General features: G+C 56.0%; 11 protein-coding genes. 6 read left to right on the plus strand and 5 right to left on the minus strand.

Going from position 1 to position 24,332, the window contains the following annotated elements; translation table 11 throughout:
• Window positions 1–55: 55 nt before the first annotated feature.
• On the minus strand, window positions 56–11,299 hold the full coding sequence (locus D467_RS0110625; RefSeq protein ID WP_155826474.1) for a carbohydrate-binding protein: 11,244 nt from the start codon (window positions 11,297–11,299) through the stop codon (window positions 56–58).
• Window positions 11,300–11,931: 632 nt separating this feature from the next.
• Here D467_RS0110625 and D467_RS0110630 point away from each other — a divergent pair.
• The 3 genes from D467_RS0110630 (at window position 11,932) to D467_RS0110640 (ending at window position 15,651) form a co-directional block, all read left to right on the plus strand.
• Complete coding sequence (locus D467_RS0110630; RefSeq protein ID WP_018917506.1) at window positions 11,932–13,701, plus strand: type I secretion system permease/ATPase; 1,770 nt, start codon at window positions 11,932–11,934, stop codon at window positions 13,699–13,701.
• Window positions 13,698–15,038: an HlyD family type I secretion periplasmic adaptor subunit gene (locus D467_RS0110635; protein ID WP_018917507.1), complete on the plus strand. Its 1,341-nt coding sequence runs from the start codon at window positions 13,698–13,700 to the stop codon at window positions 15,036–15,038. The genes D467_RS0110630 and D467_RS0110635 overlap by 4 nt, the downstream gene beginning before the upstream one ends.
• Before the next feature lie 142 nt (window positions 15,039–15,180).
• Entirely contained in the window at window positions 15,181–15,651 is a 471-nt protein-coding gene (locus D467_RS0110640) for a flavodoxin family protein (RefSeq protein ID WP_018917508.1), read from the plus strand.
• A 76-nt stretch (window positions 15,652–15,727) separates the two neighbouring features.
• Here D467_RS0110640 and fadA read toward each other — a convergent pair whose 3' ends face one another.
• Together fadA and fadB are read right to left on the minus strand one after the other, a co-directional pair.
• The gene (fadA, locus tag D467_RS0110645; RefSeq protein ID WP_018917509.1) at window positions 15,728–16,906 is read right to left on the minus strand and encodes an acetyl-CoA C-acyltransferase FadA; all 1,179 of its coding nucleotides are present in this window, start codon (window positions 16,904–16,906) and stop codon (window positions 15,728–15,730) included.
• 24 nt (window positions 16,907–16,930) lie between these two features.
• Window positions 16,931–19,108: a fatty acid oxidation complex subunit alpha FadB gene (gene fadB / locus D467_RS0110650; protein ID WP_018917510.1), complete on the minus strand. Its 2,178-nt coding sequence runs from the start codon at window positions 19,106–19,108 to the stop codon at window positions 16,931–16,933.
• 272 nt (window positions 19,109–19,380) lie between these two features.
• Between fadB and D467_RS0110655 the strand changes: the two genes are divergently transcribed.
• A complete protein-coding gene (locus tag D467_RS0110655; RefSeq protein WP_018917511.1) occupies window positions 19,381–20,535 on the plus strand; it encodes a DUF5924 family protein in 1,155 nt (384 codons plus the stop codon).
• 73 nt (window positions 20,536–20,608) lie between these two features.
• Complete coding sequence (slyA, locus tag D467_RS0110660; RefSeq protein WP_018917512.1) at window positions 20,609–21,097, plus strand: transcriptional regulator SlyA; 489 nt, start codon at window positions 20,609–20,611, stop codon at window positions 21,095–21,097.
• Here slyA and D467_RS0110665 read toward each other — a convergent pair whose 3' ends face one another.
• A complete protein-coding gene (locus tag D467_RS0110665) occupies window positions 21,098–21,643 on the minus strand; it encodes a hypothetical protein (protein WP_018917513.1) in 546 nt (181 codons plus the stop codon).
• 147 nt (window positions 21,644–21,790) lie between these two features.
• On the opposite strand from D467_RS0110665, the gene D467_RS0110670 reads away from it, so the two are divergent.
• Window positions 21,791–22,243 carry a universal stress protein gene (locus tag D467_RS0110670; protein WP_018917514.1) on the plus strand — a complete coding sequence of 151 codons (453 nt, stop codon included), beginning with the start codon at window positions 21,791–21,793 and terminating at the stop codon, window positions 22,241–22,243.
• Window positions 22,244–22,312: 69 nt separating this feature from the next.
• On the opposite strand, the gene D467_RS0110675 is transcribed toward D467_RS0110670, so the two are convergent.
• Entirely contained in the window at window positions 22,313–24,232 is a 1,920-nt protein-coding gene (locus D467_RS0110675) for an ATP-binding cassette domain-containing protein (RefSeq protein WP_018917515.1), read from the minus strand.
• Between the last annotated feature and the right edge of the window lie 100 nt (window positions 24,233–24,332).

Here is a 24,332-nt window from a genome sequence, read left to right on the forward strand (position 1 = left end):
AAGCACTTATGTCATCAGCACCACGGAAGTGCTAACGAAGCACTACTTATGTACGTTACATCAATGCGCCCTGAGCATCTTCCTGTACCCCGCTGATGCTGACATCGTCACTGAGTGCCGCTACCTCCTCATCTAGATATGAAGCATCATTCGCTTCAGAGGCCATGGCCATCATCATACCCATGTTCGAAGCGCTGGCCGATTCTGCGCCCGCATCCCGGGTGATCTGGAAAGACGCCAGATCCATGGAGCCGCCGTTGAAGGTAATGCGCAGAACCTGAACGCCCTCCTCTAAGTCCAGCGTCAGCGAAGGTCCATCGACATACACGCCCCAGTCACCGGAGTTGGGTACCGAGCCGCTGGCCTGCTCATAGAAGCCTCCATTCTGCTCCACCGCCGCGGTAATGGTGCGTCCATCGTCGGGACTTGCGGTAACGAACGACAGGGTATGACTTCCCGCCTGCTCGACGTTAATGGTGTACTCCAGCCACTCGCCCTCATCCACCCAGCCGACGGCCTCTCCTTCCCCGACGATATCCACACCGTCGCCAGGGCGCACGTCTGTGCCGATCTGGTAGGCATCCGCGTCGTTGTAGGCAACCCCTTGGCCACCTTCATCGTAATTAACCGCATCAAGTGTCAGCCCTTCATTGGCATCCACTAGCCACGGGGTTCCCTCCGCGTTGAACGCCTGCTGCCCATCACGCGACAGAGTGAACGAGGCCAGGTCCATCGATCCACCGTTGAACGTGAGCCGCAGCACCTGCTCGCCAGCTTCAAGCGCGACCTGCGAGGCATCGGTGGGCTGGAAATTACTCCAGCCGCCGGTTGGTGATACCGCCACCGGGCCGCTTGATGCGTAGGGCGTACCGTCACCTTGGGTAAAGGTGGCCGTGATACTGCGCTGAGAGCCGCCAGCCTCGCCAAGTGCTGACAGGAATGACATGTCATAGACACCGGCCTGCTGAATATTGAGCGTGTACTCTACCCATTCGCCCTCATCCACCCAGCCGATAGCATCGCCATTGCCTACGATATCCACGCCATCACCGGGACGCATCTCGGTGCCGATCTGGTAGTCATCGGCATCGTTGTAGGCAACCCCCTGTCCTCCCTCGTCATAGTTCGCGGCCTTGAGGCTGAAGTTGCCTCCCACAAGCCATGCCTCGCCATTGGGGGTGAAGGCCCGCTGACCGTCGTCTACGGGGGCTTCTTCTACTGCCAGCGTAAAGCCTGTCTGAACGCTGGCCTGGCCATCAGAGGCCGTAACGATAATGTCGAAGCTTCCCGCTGCAGTAGCCGTCCCGGAGAAAATTCCGTCCGAGGACATGGATATTCCGCTGGGCAGGCCGCTGGCGGTATACGTCAAGCTATCGCCATCGGCATCGATAAACGCATCGGCAGGCAGGCTGAAGCTTATTGCATCGCCTTCCACCAAGATGACGTCGTCAATGCCTGCTTCGACCACCGGCGCTTGGTTGGCGGGCGTCTGATCGACGGGCGCCAGGTTGAACGAGGCCAGATCCATCGACCCACCGTTGAAGGTAAGCCTTAGCACCTGTTCGCCAGCTTCAAGCGCGACCTGCGTGGTAGCGGTCGGGGTAAACGTCGTCCAACTTCCGGTTGGTGACACTCCTACCGGCGACGCCGTTACGTAGGGCGTATCCCCCTTGGCAAAGCTTGCGGTAATGGAACGGGCAGCCGAATTGGTCGAAGCCATGGAGGTCAGGAAGCCGAGGTCGTAAACGCCGTCTTCCGCTACGTTGATGGTGTATTCCACCCACTCACCGTTCTCTATGAAGCCAATTGCCTGTGAGGGAGTAGAGATATCTACCGCTTCGTCGGAGCGGAAAGAGCTGCCTTGGTGGGCGGCATCCGAGTCGTTATAGGCAACGCCCTGACCGCCGTTATCATAGAAGCGTGCTTCCAGAGTCAGCCCATCGGCACCCACTTCCCAGGCTGTCTGGGTATCGTTGTAAGCACTCTGGCCATCGTCGGCAGGCGCTACAAAGTCGAGGTTGAACGAGGCCAGATCCAATTGACCGCCGTTGAAGGTCAGCCGCAGTACCTGCTCTCCTTCCTCCAGCTCGAAGGTCAGCGGACCCACGGTCTGGAAGCTGGTGAAGCTGCCGGTATTGGGAAGGTTCTGCACCTGTGATGGGGTGTAGAACTCGCCATCCTGCTCGAACGCGGCCGTAATGGTCTTGCCACCGCTCGTCGCAGAGGTTGAGAAGCTCAGCGTATAGGTACCCGCCGTTTCCACATTCAGGGTGTATTCGACCCACTCACCGTTAGCGATGTAACCCAGCGCCTCGGTACCGATCGAGATGTCCACCGCCTCGTCGGAGCGGAACGGCGCGCCCTGATGGCCGGGCGTGGTGTCGTTATACGCCACGCCCTGGCCGCCGTTGTCATACAGTTTCGCTTCCAGCGCTAAGCCTTCACTGCCCACCACCCAGGCGGTCTCACTAGCATTAAAGGCGGTCTGACCGATTGGTTCAGGGTTATCGAGGAAGTTCGGCACGCCGTCGTTGTTATCGTCGTCGTACAGATCCACCCGGCCGTTGCCATCGGCATCCTCCGCCCCCGTCGGGTCATAGGGAGTAACGTTCTCCACCAGGAAGATATTGTCGTTGTAGTCGTAGTTCACCCCGGCATAGTCCTGGATCACGATATAAGTGTCCGGAATGACGTTGCCCGCAGCGTCCTTGGCGATATACACGCGAATCAAATGGCCGTCGCTTGCGTCCCAGTTAAGATTGGTGCCCGGGTTACCAATGGCATCAACGGTGTCCTCGTAGAGGTTGGCATCCGGATCCGACCAGGAAATGTACCCCTGACGACCTGATATTTCAGCGAAGAAGCCAAACGGCGCATCGCGATCCAAGGTGGTTGTGGTCAGCTGGTTGCCGTTGTTGAGCGTGCGCGGCAACAGCGTCTGACCATCCGCCTCATCGTGGGCCAGAATCTCATCGCGGTTGCGGCTATCCACATCGTGGATGAACAGTCGGGCCACATCGCCCTGGGTATGATAGGCCGCCAGCTGAGTTATCTTGATCGGTGAGCTGCCCTCAGCGCGCTGGAAGTACGGTGCCAGAATTTCGTCGCCGTTGGCTTCCACCAACCCCCCCTTGTTCATCTGCCCTTCGGCCACATTGGTGGTGTAGCCAAAGGCGTTGATGATTTCCTGAACCAGGGGCTCTTGACCGCTTTCAGACTGGTTCTGAGCAAGGCCCGCCAGCTGTATAACTTTCTCGCCCTCATCGGCATCGCTTGAATTGATGATCAAGCTCGCTTCATAGAGGCTTGCATCGTTCGGGTCATTGGCGATGAAGCGCACCGTCACATCGATGGCCTCACCCGGCTCCAGCGTTACCGCTGAGAAGGCCTGGGTAAGTTCGAACAACGTGGTATCGCTGACCTCGATGCTTTCGACATCCAGGTTCTCGAAGCCATCGTTTCTGAGCGTGATGGTCACTTCGTCGTGCACCATCTGCGCGGCGTTAGCCGGGTTTTCAATGCGCGACATTACCAGGCGATCATTGGACGGCACGCCGTCGTTATTGATCACCGTGAGCTCACCACCGGTTACCGGCGTCACGCCCTCAATGAGAAACATGTTGTCGTTGTAGTCGTAGTTGATGCCGGTGTAATCCATGATGCCCAGATAGGTATTGGGAATCACGTTGCCGTTGGCATCCAACGCCCGGAACATGCGCACGGTGTAGCCGCGCTCGATACCCTCGGCATCGGCTGGCGGCGTACCACCTCCTTGAGGGTTCAACGACGGGTCGGTGGACAGGTTGGCCACCTCAATGCCAAACACACCTTGACCGGCCCAGCTGCCGGGAATATCGGCAAGCGAGAAGCTCGCAGTAGCGAACTGTCCATTGCTTTTCACCGGCAGAAGGGACTGGTTGTTATCTCCCGCATGGTTGCTGAAGATGATGTCCTGATTTTTATTACCCGGATTATGGATGCCTAGCGTCGCACCTCCATCACCATGGTAGGCCGCCAGCTGGGTAATCTTGGCTTCCCCGGCGCCGTCTGCCAACGCCCAGTAACGCGACATTACTTCATCATCGTTAACGGGACGATATAGATCGAAATCGTTGAGCACGGAGTTCTCACCGCCGCCCACCGTGGTCAGGCCATCGATACGGTTACCAAAGCCGAACACTTCCCATACTTCATTGACGTTGGGTTCCCAGCCGCCCTCGTCACGCGCCTGCCAGAAGCCGGCCATATGAATTTCGGCAACCGGCGAATCAGCGTCGTTAGTGACCAGACGAATACGGCCTTCGAATACACCATCACCCGCGTCGTTGGTAGGCGCCGTGTAGCTGGCGCGATCAAACAGCACCGTTACTTCGAGCGATTCACCGGCGGCGAGCGTCATGTCTTCAAAGATGCTGGGATTTTCCAGCACGAATGGACCTTCGATATCGGCGTCGAGTATCTCCAGCACATCGCTGCCGGTGTTGGAGATCGTGACCGTCGCGCTTTCCTTGAAGTCGCGATTGGGGTTCGAGGCGCTGTTGTTCTCCAGATAGCTGAAGTGCAGTCGATCAGAGAAGTAGGCAGCATCGCCGCTTTGTACCGCGATATCGGCATTGTCATTGCCAGAGACCGGCATTACATCCAAATAGTCCAGATCATCGGCGCCATCGGCCGTGGAAACCGCACGCAGGTTGTACTCCACACCCGCCTTGAGTTCGACATAAACACCCTCTTCGCCAGCCTCTCCCACGCCCGGGTAGGCCAATACTTTCACCGCCTGGCCGTTCAGGGTTAGAGTCAACCCCTGGCCATCGTCACCCCCGGCATTCGCTGCCAGATCCAGGCGATAGAGACCATCGGCATCGACCGTGAAGTAGAAGTCGGCGGTCAGCTCGTTAATGGTGCGAGCACTATCGCCACTCTCAAGCTCGATACGTGCCCCATCCGAAACGTCGGCATACAGCGGAACGAAGTTATCAGTCGGCGCATTCGGCACCTGCAACAGGTCGATATTGGGACCCACGGCGTTCGGCGCAGTCAGGGTGATGGTATTGCTGCCCGCCTGCAGGGTGACCAGGGTGTTCTGGAAGAACCAGTTATCCTCGGCGGCGTTACTTTGACCTTCAAAGTTCAGCTGCCCCAGATCGACGCCGTTGATAGTCAGGCCCAGAGGGCGGTCGGCCTTGGTCGCACCCAGGGCGTAGCGGAAACCAATGTCATAGCTGCCCGCCTCGCTGACATCAATGGTCCAGCTAATCGTCTGATCACCCGTTCCATCAAAGTCGACGAAGCCGTCACCGGAGGCGTTGCGATCATCGTTGCTCGAAAGCACGACCAGCGGACCATTAAGCGTCGCGCTTTCGGCTTCATACTGAGTCACGTCCGGCGTGGTATCCGGCTCAGCTCGCAGGATCTCCAGCTGATCGATATTGGGGCCGGTATTGGCGGTGGCTTGCAGGCGCACCGTGTTCTGACCGCTAACCAACGTGGCCGCCACGTCTTCGGTCAGCCACTCGGCCCAGGCCGCGTCGCTGGTCAACCCTGGCGGCGGACTGAAGTCGAACACGCCGACGCTTATGTTATTGACGAACACCTCAAGTGGACGGTTGGCATCGCCACCGTTGGCATAGCGCAGCCTCAGTACTGAATCGCCTGCCTGAGCGGCGCTCAGATCGAACGTGAAGGTGAGGAAGTCGACGTTAGTGGAGCCGAAGTCGGCGTACCCCCCCAGAACACCGTCGTTATCGTTGGTATTGCCATCCACACCGAAGGATCCCGGGCGCAGGCCGTTGGGCAGGCCCTGGGTGGTTTCCGGATTACTGGCATCGCGGATCTGGATCTGGGCGCCAGCTCCCGTTGCGATCGTCACTGCGGTGCCGTCATCCGGCGTCTTATCTTCAGCCTGAATGATCAGCAGCGATTCCAAATCACCTGGCTCGGGATCAACCGGATCCACCACTCCACCCGGCGCCGGGTCTAAGCGAATGATCTGGCTCTGGCCATTACCGCGGTTCAGTGTCAGCACGTAGAGCTGTCCGGTGACCGGGTTCTCGATAATATCCAGCGGATCTACATAGCTGATAACGTTGCCGTTAGGATCACGCAGCACGTCATCACCGATCACATTGCCGTTAGCATCCAGCGTGATTGAGCGAATGTCGTCGCCACCCGAGTACTCGGTGAACAGCACATTACCTTGCAGGTTGCCGCCGAACACACCGCTGGTGTACTCCACCGCGCCGTTGGGTGAGCGGTTCTCGCCAAGTGAATAAACACCGGAGATATCGTAGGTGCCCTCGGGGTTGGTGCCTACCGGATAGCGGTCAACCTGGTTGGGGTCGCTGCCGCCCGTCGGGTTGCCGCCATTCATGATGTACTCATCGCGCAGCGGATTAGGGTGACCGTAGTAGCCCCCTTCAACGATCTTGAACAGATAGTCGTCCTGTTTCTCGACGTTGGTGTAACGCTCGTTTTCAGGCGTTGAAGGGTCGTCCGGTACGTTGCCGCCTGCCGCCGAGCCGTTGGTTGGTACATACAGGAAGCCGTTGGAGTGCCATACCAGGTCATAGGCGTTCCGCGCCCCGGTGGCAAAGATCGTCAGCACCGCGTCTTCGGCGTAGGGGTCGTAGAAACTCTGAAGCACGTTGCCGTCAGCATCCTGCACCGTGGCGACACCACGCTCGTCGAACACCAGGAATTCGCCGTTGCCCATGGGGATAGGATCATCCTTGGGATGGCCGTCGGGGTCATTGTAGCGTGTGTTCTGGCCATTGTTGGGCACAGGTTCGGTGGAGACATCAAAGCCTCCAGGAGGTGCGTCGCGGGTCGGATCGATTTCCATTACGGCAGCGTTCAGCAGACGCTCGGGGCGGTTGCCCCAGGCGCTATCCGGTTCACCCATGGCCGAGTTGGAGCCCTGAATCAGATATAGCAGGTGCGTCGGCACGTCGGGGTTGGTGGCCGCGTCATAGTCGGGATTAGCGCGGAACTCGAGACTATTGGTCACATGGTCGCCGTTGGAGCGCGGCAGCCCAGTGATGTAGGGCTCGGCGACACCTGAGAAATCGCTGCCGCCATCCAGGGTGATCTTGGTGACGCGACCGCTAAACTCCGGCACGCCGTTATCGCGCCCGTTGAGCGGGATCGGATAATTATCGGTAATCCACAGCACGTTCGAATCGGTGGGATCGACCGTCAGGCCGATAATGCCCCGTCGGTCGTTACCGCTTTCAGCGCCGGCTTCAAAGAAGTAATCGCTCGGCAGTGAAAGCTCCTGGCGGTTAACCAGCGAGCCGTCGCTTGGGTCTATATCAAAGCGCAGGATCTGCCCGCCGATGGTGGCCACGTACATGGTCGAGCCGTCGGAAGTAATCTCAAGCGACGTGAAGCCAAAGGCGTTATCCGCGGCGCCGTTGAGTTCAACCACATCGTTGAAGGCCACATCGCGAGGCACCACCTCGGGCGTTTCACCAGTGACGAAGGTGTTGGTGTACTTCTGGAACTCACGGGTCGGCGCCGAAGCGTCATCGTTGGGGCCACGGTCCTGGAAGCCATCGATCACCAGGGTATAGCTGGTGAACGGTTTGAGCATACCACTGGGCGAAATCGTCAGCGAATCGAAACCGCCCGTCGTATTGACGTTGAAGGAAACTTCCTCGCCGGTGACCGTTTCAAACAGCTTCACGGAGCCGTCGTTAAGGCTCTCAAGCAAAGCACCGCCACGTCCGTCGACCACGGAGATTCCCACGAAGATATCCGAGGATGGATCAACGCCGGTGGGGATAGCGCCATCTTCAGGGTCAAGATCAAACTCCACCTCGTTTTGCCCGACACCGGCAATGGCCCGTGCGTCGGTGAAGAAGGCATAGTCCTCCGGGGCTGCGCGGTCATCATCCGGGGTCAGATCCGGGAGCGATTGGATCTCGATGTACTGGATCTCGGTGTTCTCATTATCCAGCCCCATAGAGTCCAGCGTCAGACGACCGTCGGTGACCTGCACGATGCGAGTCACCAGGTCAGAACGCACACCGTCGGTGTCATCGGCCGGATTGCTATCCGCCGGGAAGTCATCTGGCCGGAAAGGCGTGAAGGGGTCATTGAACAGCTCGCCCTCCGCGTTCAGAACATTGCGGCTGTCGTAAGGGCCTGAGGTATCACCAATCGAAATGGTGACCTCATAGTAGCCGTCGGCAAGCTCGATTTCCCAGCCGGCGCGTACATAGTTGCTTCCGGGCTGGTCAAAATGGGCATAGGTGCCCTGGCGTGGGTCGAGACCCGCGATGTCGTCGGTGCGGTCGTTGACCGCCACGCTGGTCAGCTCGCTAATATCCAGCGGCGTCGTGCCGGGCTCACTGTCATAGATCGAGGCTTCGGTTACCCAGCCATACTGATACGTCTGACCATCAATGGTCACTGACTGGGTGCCGAACGCCTTGCCGTGGTCGGCAATATAGCCCTCCGGTACCGCGACACCTTCGGGCTGGAAGTTGATCTTGACCGAGAACCGGTCAACGGGCTCGACTACTGGCGGCGGCGCAACCCCTTCGCGAGTCACGCTGAGGCTATCGATATTAGGGCCAGCGGCAGTCAGGTTCTCTAGCCGAATTGTATTGTTGCCCGCCGCGAGCTCAACCTCGATCTCTGCCACTGTCCAGTTCTGCCATCCAGCGGCGTCCACACCGGTCGCGGCAAAGGCAATACTTCCCTGGGAAGCGCCGCCGACCAATATATCCATGGGCCGGTCGGCGCCATTTCCGCCTGCGTTGGCATAGCGAACCGTCAGGGTATAAGTGCCAGCTGCCTCAACGGCGACGTCGAAGAAAGCCGCATCACCAACCTCGTTACCCATGTCGAGATAACCGGTGCCAGTATAGCCATCCCACAGCCCATCCGGGCCAGCCGCTTCGTTGGTTTCAGGATTGCTGGCGTCACGCACCAGCGTATCAGGGGTCGGCTCATCATCATCGATCGTTAGTGCTTCGCCCTGAATATCGAAGGCAAACGGCGCGGGAGGCGTTTCGCCATCGTTAAAGTCGAATACAATCTGATCGATATTGGGGCCGTTAGCCACACCACCGTTGGCCGCCGTGGGAATCGTCAGCGTTAAGGTATTGGCGCCCTCTTCAAGCGTTACCTGTATTTCCTGCTCAAGCCACGCATCCCAAGGGTCGTTGACGCCATCATCCAGAGCATTGGTAAAGGCAACCTGGGATTGCCCTGCGCCATTAACCGCCAGATCCAATGGCCGAGGCGCGGTTCCACCGTTGGCATAGCGAATGGTGGCGGTGTAGGTGCCAGCGGCGGGCGCATCAATATTAAACGTGATTTGGTCGCCCGCATCGGCGCCGAAATCCATATAGGCGCCGCCTACCGCACCTTCCCGATAGTTACCAAAGTCATCGGGATTGTTCGCATCCACCGTACGTGTCACGGCCCCTTGGGCGGTGCCACCCACGTCGGTCACGATCGCGTCCTCACCTTGCACAGTAAACGACTCGATCACGTCGTTGGTGTCATCTTCACTTACGCTACCGGTAGCCGTGGCCGCAGCGCTGTCGATAGCGAAGCCGTCACCCGTGGCGCCGGTAAGCGTAATCTCGACCGTCTCAGTGCCATTGTCTTCAGCATCATTGGCTACATCGACTGTGAGGGTAGCCACTCCGTCGGTAAAGGTGACCGTGCGGGTCTCGGAACTGCCGTCAATGTCGAGGGCCAGTTCCACATCGCCGCTGAAAGCCTCTGAAGTACTCAAGGCGAAGTTAAGCGTAGTAACACCTTCATCACCGCTCTCAACGACTGGATCAGCGTCAGCGATGCTTATTAGAATGGTCGAGGCTGGCGGAGCAGCTTCCAACAACGCCACCTCGATCTTATCAATATTAGGGCCGTTGGCACCGCCCCCCAGACGCAGGGTGTTACTACCGGCATCCAGCGTGATCTCAAGGGTTTCGGTGGACCAGCCTTCCCATTCGGTCTGGCGAGTCGGATTCCCACTAGTGGGTGCTGCCGGTTGGTTGGCCGTCGGCACATCACTGACGTCATCCGGATAGTAGCCGGGCTCCGCCGTTGCGGCGAAATTAAAAGTACCTAATGGCGTAGTCGAACCAGCATCAACCAGGGAAAGATCCAACGGGCGACCGGAGCTACTTGCATAGGTCACCGTGACGCTGTAAGTGCCTGCGGTAGCGACATCCAGCGTGAACTCACCGTAAGCATTGGCATTGTTCAAGGCCCAATCAAGATAGCTTGCGCCCTCGGCACCCACCCGGAAAGTTTCGCTGCCGCTCGTAAAATCGGCAATATTGTCGACGGTCACTACCCGGTTGGTTGCACTGTTGTCGTTATCAACCGTTGGAGAAAGCACCAGGTCTTCCCCCTGAATCACATAGACGTCGGGATTCGGCGCGCGCACTTCCAGATAGTCGACGTTGGGCCCGCTGGCGCCGTTGGACGTAAAGGTGACTGTGTTTTCACCGGCCTCAAGCTGCACGCGAACGGTACGCTCGCCGAATTCGCTAAAATCAGCTGAAGTGGCATTCAGCGTGGTGCTGGGAAGATCGAACATGCGATCCACCAGCTCGCCGTTAACGTCCAAGCGCAAGGGGCGGTTTCGATCAGAGCCGTCATCATTCTGACTAAGCGCATAGCCCAGCCCTAACTCGTACTCTCCCGCTTCGGCAACGCTGAATGTGAACGTCAGCGTCTCACCGCCGTTGATACCATCGCCATAGTCTACATAAGCCTGGCCATCGGCATTGACGGCATTCGGCTGCAGAACGGGGTCGCTGACCACGTTAATGCCAGGACCCGAAATGGCCGCCCAGGCGCCGTCACTCGCATCAACATCTTCGGCCTGTATGCGCAGTGGCGAGAAAGTGTCGGGCGTTACGGCCAAAGCGGCCATCGGGCTTTCATCCGCCTGTAACAACACTGTTTCAGAGGCAGCCTGCTCAATGGGCTCACTCTCTGCCGCCACATCAACCTCAATGTCCATATCCGAGCCGGGCAACACCTGACCAGACGCATCCAACGCTTCCAGGCGAAGCTTTAACATTCCTAGGGCAGGCGTGGGTAAATCCTCAAAAACAAAGGGGCGCTCCACGCTCTCAAATGTTGCAATCTCGTTGTGGCCATCTTCCCAGACCATCCTGAGCGAATGGATAGACGATTCCCAAGAAGAAGCATATGGCGTTACGTGGAGTTGGTTGTCATGGAAGGTATCCCTGCTAAAGCGACCTCCTTCATTAATGGAACTCAGCAGAGTGTTCGCTTGGCCGGCAACAAATGACATTGAATACATGGTCTACCCCTTGGCTTTAATTATTTTTATAAGCGCACTCGATATGCACTTATGAGCACCCATTAACCGTTCCTTTTCTTAGCAAGCTTGTGAGCGTAAAGCGCGCGTCTAGTATTAACCGTGCTGAGAAGAGAGCTGGCTATTCGAGAGTCTAACCGGGCTTTCTAGAGTGACAAGCTGGGGTATTTGACATACTTATTTACCAGAAAAGCACTTAAAAATAAGTAAATATCTTTTTTAAAACTCTTTAAAATCAATATATTAAAAAAAATACATAATTAAACCTAACTCTATACGAATGAAACATCAGATTAAAAATAAGCGGTTTTAATTACCAAAATAGTCTTATCGCTTCGTAAAAAATTGTGCAGGATAAAAAAACAAATAATTAGTATTCAAAACAAATAAAACTAAAAAATTGGTCACTTGATTTTAAAACAAACCTGATACGCTGATTAACAACTCAATAATAAAAATATTCAAAATCAGACACACAAAATACCTTGGTAAATTTAGCCAACAGGCGATTAGCGTCTCAAGCCAATCCTGCTCATAGACTCGCAAGATTAACCTTGCCGTTGTCGTGAAACGGGGCCGCAAGAGCAATTACAACAATGCCCTGGAGCTAGGCCATGTCGAAGCTATATAAAGACTCAGACCTTAAGAAGGTGCTGAATACCTGTCGGCGCAGCTTTATCTACGTTGGGCTGTTCAGTTTGTTTATCAACTTACTGATGCTGGTTCCACCACTCTATATGCTGCAGGTCTACGACCGGGTTATTACCACGCGCAGCCAGGAAACGCTGCTGATGCTGACTCTGGTCGTGGTGTTCCTGTTTGTGGTCATGGGCGGGTTGGAATTAATGCGCTCTCGAATCCTGGTGCGGGTTGGCAACCGGCTTGATGTACTGATTAGTCAGCGGCTTTATTCCGCGATGTTCAAACGCACTCTGATGATGCCCGGTAAGCCTTCGGCTCAGCCGCTAAATGACCTTACAACGCTGCGCCAATTTCTTTCCGGCAACGGCCTGTTTGCCTTTTTCGACGCGCCCTGGGTGCCTATCTATATCGCCGTTCTGGCGATGTTTCATCCATGGTTCGGGCTTTTCGCCCTAGGCGCCGGGATTATTCTGGCGGCATTGGCCGTTATCAACGAGATGATTACCAAATCGCTGTTAAACGACGCCAACAGCCAGCACGTACTCGCTCAGGACTTAGCTAACAGCAACCTTAGAAACGCTGAAGTGCTTCACGCCATGGGTATGCTGCCCGGCATCATGGGTCGCTGGAGCGCGCGGCATCGCGAGTATCTGGTTCTACAATCCAAAGCCAGCGACCGGGCCGGTTTGATAACCAACACTTCTAAAGTGCTCAGACTGATGTTCCAGTCGTTGATTCTAGGCTTGGGCGCTTATCTGGTACTGGCCGGCGACTTAACCCCCGGCATGATGATTGCCGGGTCTATCCTGATGGGACGCGCGCTGGCGCCTATTGATCAGATGATCAATGGTTGGAAGGGCTACTCCGGTGCCCGTACCGCACGCGCCCGCCTTGAAGAGCTGCTTCATACCATTCCAGCTGAAGAGCCGCGTATGCCGCTTCCCAAGCCCAAAGGGCGCCTCGTGCTAGAGGGCGTGACCGCAGCACCTCCCGGGCAGAAGTTAGCGACGCTACGCGATATCAACCTGGTGCTTGCCAAAGGAGAGCATCTGGCCGTCGTTGGCCACAGCGCATCAGGCAAGACAACGCTGGCCCGCGTGGTACTTGGCATCTGGCCAAGCCAGTTTGGGTGTGTGCGCCTTGATGGCGCCGATATCACCCAGTGGAACCGCGCAGCGTTAGGCGCTCACATCGGTTATCTGCCCCAAGATATCGAGCTGTTCGACGGCACCATCTCTGAGAATATTGCCCGCTTCGATGAAGTAGATGCCCAGGCGGTAGTGCTCGCGGCACAGCGGGCGGGTGTTCACGAAATGATTCTGGAGCAACCCAACGGGTACGACACGTGGTTATCCCATGGCGGAAACGCTCTTTCGGCAGGCCAGCGCCAGCGCATCGGCCTGGCACGGGCGCTATATGGCCAGCCAGTGCTGATAGTACTGGATGAACCGGATGCCAACCTGGACGAAGCGGGCGAACAATCGCTTGCCAACTGTTTGATCCGCCTACGCCAGGAGGGCACCACGGCACTGATCATTACCCACCGGTCACGCCTGCTGCATAACGTCGATAAGGTACTGGTGCTTAGAGAAGGCCAGATCTCTTCGCTCAAACCGCCTACTCGAATGGCGCCCGTCACCAAGATGACCGCCGATGGAAATCGCCCTGTGCAACCCCAGCGCGTGGCCGCCCTGAAACCCAGTGCACGCGGCCGTAATAGCAGCGAGGACACCCAGTCATGAATATGCAAAAGCCCCCAGGTTTCAGCATGCCGCAAGCGGCAAACGATGAGTTACCGCTGGAAGACAGGCGCTACCGACGGCTGGGTATCGCCATCCTCATTATTGCCGTGGGCGGTTTTGGCAGCTGGTCGGTATTCGCCAACCTGGCCGTCTCGGTGGTTGCGCCAGGCTCTGTCTCGGTCGAGAGCTTTACCAAGACGGTGCAGCATCTGGAAGGCGGTATCGTCGAGCGCATCCTGGTTGAGGACGGCGACCACGTTGAAGCGGGCGATGTCTTGATGGTGCTTGACGATACCCAGGCGCGCTCTCAGCTGCAGGTCACTCGTTCTAACTATCTGATTAGCCGGGCGACCGAAGTGCGCCTTCTGGCTGAGCTAAGCGATGCTGAGACGCTCAACTTTCCTGAGGAGCTGACCGCATCCGAAAACCCGCGGGTTCAAGAAGTAATGGATGTCCAGCGCCGTTTATTTGACTCCCGCCGCGAATCTTTATCCAGCACCCTGGCCTCGCTAGATGAGCAGATTGTGCAGATGAACGAGCAGATAGAAGGCTTGACCAATACTCAGAACATCAACCAACGGCGCATCAGTTCACTCGAAGGTGACGCTGCCAGCCACCGCCAACTGTTTCAAAGAGGCATGATCAGCAGTCAGAGAATGCGCGAACTGGAACGTGAGAGCCTGGAGTACCAGAGTTTTAACGCTCAACATGCATCTGAAGTTGCCCGCCTGCATTCTCAAATCAGCGAGAACGCGCTGCAAAGGCAGGTTCGCCTGCAGGAGTTTCAGCAACAGGTAGGCGAGGCGCTACGCCAGACCCAGACCGAAGTTGCCGATGCTGAAGAGCGTCTGAGTGCGCTTCTGGATAAGGTAAACCGCACCCAGGTACTGGCGCCGGTTTCCGGCACGGTGGTAGGCCTGATGGTGCATACGCTGGGAGGCGTTATCCGCTCTGGCGACCCGCTGCTTGATATTGTGCCGACTAATGTCGGCTTCATTATTGAGGCCAAAGTGGCTGACCATGATGTCGATCACCTTTACATAGGTCAGCCGGCGGAAATTCGCTTCAGCGCTTTCAACCAGCGTTTATCCAATGTCATCGACGGCGAAGTTATCCACGTAAGCGCCAACAGCTTCGAGGATGAGGCTACCCGGGCACGTTATTACAAGGTCCGCTTGCGTGTGACCAGCGCCGGTGAAGAAAACATGACCGAGTCCATGAAGCTACTCGCCGGTATGCCTGCTGAGGTGATGCTACGAACGGGGGAAAGAAGTTTTTCCAGCTACATCGCAAAACCTTTGACCGACATGCTGGCCCGTGCCATTCGTGAAGATTAAGCGATAACCCAGCCGAGGCGGCATATCTAGAAGCGCACTTCCGCCTCGCGCTTTCTTACAAACTGGCTGGCTTTTTCGGCAGTGGCTGTTCTCTACCGTTTGCGATACGGTCTATCATATTATCCGCTGCGTAGAGACCACTATGGCTGAAAGCAAGAAACTGCTGATCATTGCCCACGCGCCCTCTGAGAACACTCAAAAGATGTTGGAGGCCGTGATTAATGGCGCATCCAATCCCGACGTAGAAAACGTGGAAGTACGCTCTCTTACCCCGCTTGAAACACAGCCTGACGACATCAATGCCGCTAGCGCCATTATCCTGGGCACGACTGAAAACCTGGGCTATATGGCGGGTTTGATGAAAGATGTGTTTGATCGGTGCTACTACCCGTGCCTGGATAAAACCGAGGGCTTGCCGTTCGCGTTTTACGTTCGGGCTGGTCATGATGGCACCGGCACCCAGCGGGCCATTGAAAGCATTACCAAAGGATTGCGCTGGAGGCTGGTGCAAGACCCGCTTATTTGTCGGGGAGACTTTCAAGCAGGATTCATTGACCAGTGCGAGGAGCTGGGACTGGCAATGGCGGCCAGCCTGGAAGCAGGTATTATCTGAGCGCCTTATTCACAAAAAACGGCGCCCTAAGGCGCCGTTTGTCTTTTCATGCCGTTTATTTACTACAAGCGCTCGCTTACTTCAAACGTTCAAATACGGTTGCCACACCCTGCCCCATGCCGATACACATGGTCGCCAAGCCGAGCGTGGTATCGCGCTGCTGCATGACGTTCAATAGCGTGGTGCTGATACGTGAACCTGAACAGCCCAGCGGGTGACCCAGTGCGATCGCGCCGCCATGCAGGTTGACCTTTTCATCCATGGCATCCAGGAAGCCCAGGTCTTTTAATACCGGCAGACTTTGCGCTGCAAAAGCTTCGTTAAGCTCCACGGTCTGGATATCATCCGACGAAAGGCCAGCGGCCTTCAGCGCCTTTTTAGAGGCTGGCACCGGGCCATAGCCCATAATCGATGCATCACAACCTGCCACACCGGTGGAAAGCACTTTAGCGATAGGCTCCAGGCCCAACGCCTGGGCGCGCTCGTAGCTCATGATAGCCATGGCCGAAGCGCCCACTGAAAGCGCTGACGACGTACCCGCCGACACGGTACCACTGCGTGGATCAAACACCGGCTTAAGCTGCGCCATGGACTCAAGGCTTGCATCGGAGCGGATCACTTCGTCATTTTTGAACAGTACTTTAAAACCGCGCTGATCGTGACCTTCAACACCGATAATTTCGTTATCGAAGTAGCCTTTCTCCATTGCCGCCTGAGCACGCTGGTGCGAACGCACGCCAAATTTGTCCTGATCTTCCCGGGTGATGCCGTGCATCTTACCCAGTAGTTCAGCGGTCAGGCCCATCATCATGGAGGCTTTGGCAGCGTATTTGCTGATCGCCGGATTCACATCGACACCATGGGCCATGGGCACGTGTTCCATATGTTCAACGCCGCCGATGATATAAAAATCGCCCATACCCGCTTTGATATTCGCCGCCGCAATATGCAGCGCGGTCATCGAAGAGCCGCACAGGCGGTTAACCGTCTGCGCCGGTACCGAGCGAGGAATGCCGGTCATGATCGCCGCATTACGCGCGATGTTCATGGCCTGCTCAAGAGTCTGGTTAACACAGCCCCAAATCACATCATCCACTTCCGAAGGATCTAAATTGGGGTTACGTGTGAACAACGCCTGCATGACCGCAGCGGACAGGTTTTCCGCACGAACGTTACGAAACGCGCCGTGCTTGGCTTTTGCCATGGCGGTACGTACACCGTCGACCACCACGATATCTCTGGGATTCAAACTCATCTTATTTCTCCTGTTCGCGGTGACTTAGGCCTGACCGGGGGCGGTGTAAAACTGCTCGTTGTTTTGCGCCATCTGGCGTAGCTTGTCCGTCGGCGCATAAAGCGGGCCGAGCTCTTCAGCCAATCCTTCAGCCAGTTTGACGAATTCAGCAACGCCCATGGCATCAATGTAACGCAGCGCACCACCGCGGAAGGGAGGGAACCCAATTCCGTAAATCAGCGCCATATCGGCTTCAGCAGGCGTATCAACGATGCCGTCTTCAAGACAGCGCGCCGTTTCCATGCAAAGCGGTACCATCATGCGCGCTATGATGTCCTCGTCGGAGAACTCTTTCTGCTCTTTAACGACCTCTTTGATTAGCGCGTAGGCCTGTTCGTCGGTCACTTTCTTGGGCTTGCCCTTTTTATCCTCTTCGTAGGCGTAGAAGCCCTTGGCATTTTTCTGGCCCAGGCGCTCGTTTTCATACATCACCTGAATCGCGGTTTTGCCTTCACGCGCCATACGATCAGGGAAGCCTTCTGCCATCACTTCATTGGCGTGAACCGCTGTGTCCATACCCACCACATCCAGCAGGTAAGCAGGACCCATTGGCCATCCAAATTTTTCCATGACTTTATCAACGCGCTGGAAGTCGGCGCCCTGCTCTACCAGGAAGCTGAAACCGCCAAAATAGGGGAACAACACGCGGTTAACCAGAAAGCCTGGGCAGTCGTTAACCACAATCGGCGTTTTACCCATCGCGCGGGCGTAGGCAACCGTAGCAGCAACCGCGGCGTCAGAGGTTTTCTCACCGCGAATAACTTCAACTAACGGCATACGGTGCACGGGGTTGAAAAAGTGCATGCCGCAGAAGTTTTCCGGACGCTTAAGGTTCTGGGCCAAGCGGTTGATCGAAATCGTCGAGGTATTGGATGCAAGGATAGTATTTTCGCTCACCATGCCTTCGACTTCGGTCAACACCGCGTCTTTAACCTTGGGATTTTCCACCACGGCTTCGACGACCAGATCGACATTGCCGAAATCACCGTAGGAAAGCGTGGGGCGGATGTTGGTCAGCTTTTCGGCCATTTGCTCATTGGTGAGTTTTTTACGCTCTACCTGTTTGCCAAACAGCTTGCGAGCTTCTTTCAAGCCCAGCTCAATGGCCTCATCCTTGATGTCTTTCATCAGGATGGGGGTACCTTTGGAAGCGCTTTGGTAGGCGATACCGCCGCCCATGATACCCGCCCCCAGTACCGCCGTTTGCTTGACCGGCTGGGCCTGCTTTTCATACTTGCCAGCTTTCTTTTTCACCACCTGATCGTTCATGAACAGACCGACCAGGTTAAAGGCCACGCTGCTCATCGCCAGCTTGGCAAAGGCTTTCGCTTCGATGGCCTGGGCGCGGCCGCGCTCTTCACCCGCCCCTTTTTGAATAACCTTGATGGCTTCGATCGGCGCGGGATAGTGCGGACCGGCTTTACCCGCGACGTATCCTTTGGCGGTTTCAAACGCCATCATCTGCTCAATGGCGTTGAGCTTAAGCGGGCCTTTTTTCTCTGCGCGACGCGCCTGATAATCAAGCTCACCGTTATTGGCGCGGTCGAGAATATCCAGCGCCGCCTCGTCTAGCTGTTCGGCGCTAACCACTGCGTCCACAGCGCCTACTTTCAAAGCCGCATCGGCGCGGTTTTCGGTACCACCGGCAATCCACTCAACCGCATTGTCAGCGCCGATCAACCGCGGTAAGCGCACACAGCCGCCCCAACCCGGGAGAATACCCAGTTTGGTTTCGGGTAGACCAATCTTGGCTTTTTCGCTCATTACGCGAAAATCGGTAGTGAGCAGCACTTCACAACCGCCGCCGAGGGCAAGGCCATTGATGGCCGAAACGGTTGGGAAAGGAAGATCTTCAATCGCATTAAAAATATCGTGTACCTTGAGGTTCATTTCCTCAAGGTACGCTTCACCCTTGGTAAACAGGCTGTGAAACTCGGTGATATCCGCCCCGACGATAAACGCGTCTTTGCCGCTACCAATCATCAGGCCCTGCAAGTCGTTTTCCGCCTGAAGAGCGCTAACGGCCTCTCCAAGCTCGGTAACAACAGCGCTGGAAAGCTTGTTTACGGACTCATCTTTTAAATCAAAAATGAGCCGTGCGATATGATGGCCACCCAGGGTGTCACGACGCTCCACCGTGATGGCGTTGCCTTGATAGATCATCCGTGCTCTCTCCACAAGTTGAACTGGCGCCCTGTCAGCAAGTTCTCAGCAGGTTCGCCGAACATTTCATACGGTCGTTTGATAGCATTAGCTTGGTTGAGTAATCGAACAACGTCAAGCCCTGACTTTTGGCTAATCCCCGCCTTATTGCGACCCGTTTTAAGCGTTTATCGTTCGCTATTGAGGACACTTTCAGGCTATTGCATGCCGAGCGTCGACTTTTGTCGAGAACCCAAGGATCATGGTCGTTTTATTTTAGAGTCTTATATTTTATGGGCGCACTGCTAACACCTTCGCGTGTCAACGCTATTCAACAATTTGTTGAGCGTTTGATCGAGCGGCTAAAACCCTGGAGCTGGCTATGGCCACCGATGGCGTTTGCCGCGGGGCTGGGTAGTTTTTTCTTGGTTGACCGCCAGCAGTGGCTAGGCGCGGCCCTGGCGCTTGGCCTGCTGTTTACCTGGGTGCTATTACTTTCCGAAAGCTTGATTGGCCGTTGGTTAGCGCGGCGCGGGCACCCTACCCTGCCCAGGGGTGCCACCACCTTTATTGCCCAGATGATTCACCAGGAAACGCTGTTTTTCACGCTGCCGTTTATTTTAATTACCACGGTATGGAACAGCGGACAAACCCTGTTTGCTTTATTTGTGGTGGTAATGGCGCTGCTCTCGATTATTGATCCACTGTATTACAAAGTCGCTGGCCGGTGGCGCAGCCTGTATTTTGTTTTTCATGCGCTTTGCGTTTTTTTAGTAGTGCTGGTGACGCTACCGATCATGCTGCACCTCACCACCGGCCAAAGCCTTTTTCTGGCGATGTCGCTGATGGTGCTGGTTGCGCTGCCCAGCTTTTGGCATTTACTTAAACGTCGCTCGTTAAAGCGCTGGTGCGCCTTTTTAGGGTTAACGCTAGTGCTTGCTTATGCTGCCTGGCTAGGTCGCATCTGGGTGCCGCCCGCGAGCCTCTGGATGACCAGCAGCGCGCTTTCTCCTGCGCTCAATATTCAACAGCGCACGCCTCAGGGCTCGATCGCGCTTACTCCACAGGCTATTCGTGAAAACGGCCTGTATGTCTATACCGCCATACGCGCCCCGCGCGGCTTGAGCGAAACGATCTACCATGCCTGGCGGCACAATGGTGAGCCCCTGGATATCGTCACGCTGGATATTAATGGTGGCCGCGAGCAGGGCTATCGAGCGTGGAGTCATAAGCTTAATTTCCCGGAAGACCCCACCGGCGACTGGCGAGTGGATATCATGACCGATAGCGGCCAGCGCTTGGGGCTTATCCGTTTTACGGTATCGGAAGACCCGCAAAAAGCCTCCATAGCGGATAGTACTATTCGCCCCAGCGGTTTGAGCGGGCTTAATCTACGCCGGTTTGTGCCCGGCGGGCGGGATAATTCCGAGGTATCAATGGATGACTAAGTTGACCTATGCTTGCAATCAGAGCCATTGCTTATGACAATTCATCCTCTCACTTTTTAGTAGCGAGTTGCCCATGGCTTCATCGATTGGTTTTCGTCTTGCACGCCTGCCGCATTTGTGGCGTTCGATTTTGGATCGCAGGCTGGCCCCGCTGGGGCTAACCCAAACGCGCTGGGTCACGTTGTATCATATCTGGCGTTTGGGTGAAGGCCATCCACAGTGTGATCTGGCCCGTGTGATTGGCGTAGAAGCGCCTTCACTGGTGCGTACACTTGGTCAGCTTGAAGAACAGGGTCTGGTTGAGCGACGCGCCTGTGACAGCGACCGTCGCAGCAAGCGCATTTTCCTTACTCCAGATGCCATGCCGCTTCTTGAGCAGATTGATAGCGTTGCCAAAGAAGCACGCACTGAGATGCTGGCAGGCTTGAGTGATGAAAATATTGAGCAGTTGGATGAGTGGCTGACCATTATTGAATCTAACGGACTTGCCATCCAAGCCCGCGACCAGGAGACACCGCCTGAGACGCAGGCTTCTTCAATGGCCTCCTCAACACCCGCTTAATCAAGGAATGAGGGAGGCATCACGATTAGGTGCATCAAACCCTTTTTGGATCGGATCGTCCGCTAACCCTCCAAGCTCACTACGCAGCTGATCGAATGCAGCTGCGTAGACCCTCAAACGCTCCGCCGTCTGTGATTCCCACCACCATAGCGCCAACCCGGTTGAGCTAGACTCCACGACCAGTGCATCCTGAGGCAAGCGCTCAAGCAGCTCCTTCAAAATTTGCTCTGCCGCTTGCGGCAAGGGTCGCAGCGGTGCGATGCGCCAGCGCCATCCGGCACAGTAACGCTCCAGCGCACTGCTTGCATTACTGTCACGCACCAGTAAAAAATCAGGGCCTGGGGCTGCTTGCGGGTAATACCACCGGTAGGCTGGCATCAGACCTTTAAAATGATGCAGCGGTGGCTTTTCAAGCTTAACGCTAATGCCATAATCAGCGGCACAGTTGCGTAATACCCCTTGGCGTTTTTGGCGCGGGCTAGGTTTTAGCCACATGACCGGCGCTGAGACGAAGATCAAAACAAAGATAATTATTAACCATTCCATTGCTACTTTAACCTCACTTAAGCCACACTAACTTAGCTACTTAAAAAAACCATGACGCAGGTCGTTGTGAAGACAAGGTACGCCACCTAAAGTAATAATTATTAAACAAAGCGATTTCTTTGTTACTCACTGCTGAGGAGAAGTGTCATGAGCTACCGCCATATTCTAGTTGCCGTCGATTTAACCAAGGACTCTCACAAAGTTCTGGAACGCGCTGTGGTGATTGCTGAACGCAATAACGGCGCCAAAATTTCCATCATGCATACCCTGGAGCCTCTCGGTTTTGCCTATGGCGGCGATATTCCGATGGATCTTACCAGCATACAAGACCAGTTGGATGAGCACGCCAAATCGCGCCTGGCCGAAATTGCCACTCCGCATATCGCGCCAGCCGACCAGCACGTTGTGGTAGGCATGCCGGATACTGAAATTCACCGTTTTGCCGCTGACCATGATGTCGATTTAATCGTGGTAGGCTCCCATGGCCGACATGGCTTTGCCCTACTGCTGGGGTCTACTTCGACCGGAGTGTTACACGGCGCTCAATGTGACGTGCTTGCCGTACGTGTTGGCAACAAGGGTGAAAAAAGCGTCGAGTAAGGCGTGAGCTAACGCTGTAAAACGTATCCCCAGGAACATAAAAGAAGGCGCCTTGCGGCGCCTTCTTTTTTAATCACCTGCAACCATTGCCTCAAGTTCCATCCAACGCTCCATTGCGGTTTCCAGCGATTGCTGAACAGCCTCAAGCGCTTGAAGTCTTGCGGTTACATGACTAGCGTCCTGTTGATAAAAAGCCGGATCACCAATCTCCTGCTCCAGGGTTTCAACCTCGCTTTCTAGACGCTCAATCTCTGCGGGCAGCGCGTCCAGCTCACGCTGCAGCTTATAAGACAGCTTAACCGTCTTCTTGGCCGGCGCAGCCGCAGGCGCCTCAACCTTTTTAGCCGGTGCTGATGAGGTAGGTTCCGTTTTCTGACGGGCCGCCCCCTCCCAGGGTGCAGGGGGAAGCGTTCCACCCTGACGAATCCAGTCGGTATAGCCACCGACGTATTCTCGTACCTTACCTTCGCCTTCAAAGGCCAGCATGCTGGTCACGACGTTATCCATGAAGGTTCGATCGTGAGACACCAGCAGCAGCGTGCCATCAAAATCAAGCAGCAGCTCTTCAAGCAGCTCCAGGGTTTCCATATCCAGATCGTTGGTCGGCTCATCAAGCACCAACACATTGGCCGGCTGAGTAAACAGCTTGGCCAACAGCAGGCGATTGGATTCACCGCCCGAGAGCGCTTTGACCGGCTGGCGCACGCGCTCAGGGGTAAACAGGAAGTCCTGCAGGTAGCTCATCACATGGCGGTCTTTACCGCCAACGCTTACCCGGTCACTGCCCTGGGCCACGTTGTCATAAACGGTTTTTTCCAGCTCAAGCCCGGCACGCAGCTGGTCAAAATAGGCCACTTTCAGGTTGGTACCCAGCTGTGCGCTACCTTCGGTTGGCTCAAGTTCGCCAAGCAGAATTTTGAGTAGCGTTGTCTTGCCCGCACCATTGCGGCCCAAGAAGCCAATACGATCACCCCGCATTACTTCAAGGTTGACGTTGCTCAGGATCACATCATCGCCAAACCGCTGGGTAACGCCTTTAAGCTCAACAACCCGCTTGCCGGTACGCTCGCCGCGATCCACGGTTAGATTGGCCGTGCCCTGACGTTCGCGTCGCTGGCTGCGCTCGTTGCGCATGGCTTCAAGTGCGCGAACACGGCCCTCATTGCGGGTACGCCGCGCCTTGACGCCTTGACGTATCCAGGCCTCTTCCTGCGCCAGCTTTTTATCAAATTCGGCGTTCTCCCGCGCTTCTACTTCAAGCTCATGCTGCTTGCGGGCCTGGTACTCTTCATACTTACCGGGGTAGCGTCCCAGCTGACCGCGATCCAGCTCCAAAATATTGGTCGCCAATTTGGAGAGGAATGCCCGGTCGTGGGTAATCAGCAGCACCGCGCCGTTAAACGCCAAGAGCTGCTCTTCAAGCCAGGCAATCGTATCCAGATCCAGGTGGTTGGTCGGTTCATCGAGCAGCAACAGATCCGGCTCGGAGACCAATGCGCGAGCCAACGCCACACGCCGACGCCAGCCACCGGAGAGCGAACTCATTTCAGCAGCGGGCGGCAGGCCCAGGCGGGTAAGCACCGTGTCGATACGTTGATGAAACGACCAGCCATCGATGGCTTCCAGGCGCGTTTGCAAAGTCGCCATGCGATCCATGTCAGGGTCGGGATCATTGATAAGATGATCGTACTCGGAGAGCAGCTCGCCTGCTTCCGGCAACCCCTGGGCCACCATATCGAAAATGGTCATGCCCGAAGACTCAGGCAGTTCCTGAGCCAGTACGCCTATTTTCAGGCCCGGCGCCCGCCAGATCGAACCGTCGTCCGCCTGAATATCACCAGCGACCAACTTTAAAAGCGTAGATTTACCGGTGCCGTTGCGCCCGACCAGCGCCAGCCGCTCGCCTTTTTCTACCGTAAGATCGGCGCGGTTCAATAGTACTTGGGTGCCGTAGGCAAGTTGCAGCTGTTCAAGTCGTAACAAGGTCACGCAGTATCCTCCTTCGTCGTGAGGCGCACAGTGTAACGCATGCACTCATTACGCGCGTGGTCCTTATAGAGCCAAATGCATCATCGTGCTAACGTTTGAG

It is taken from the genome of Vreelandella zhanjiangensis DSM 21076, from assembly GCF_000377665.1.
Taxonomy (GTDB): domain Bacteria; phylum Pseudomonadota; class Gammaproteobacteria; order Pseudomonadales; family Halomonadaceae; genus Vreelandella; species Vreelandella zhanjiangensis.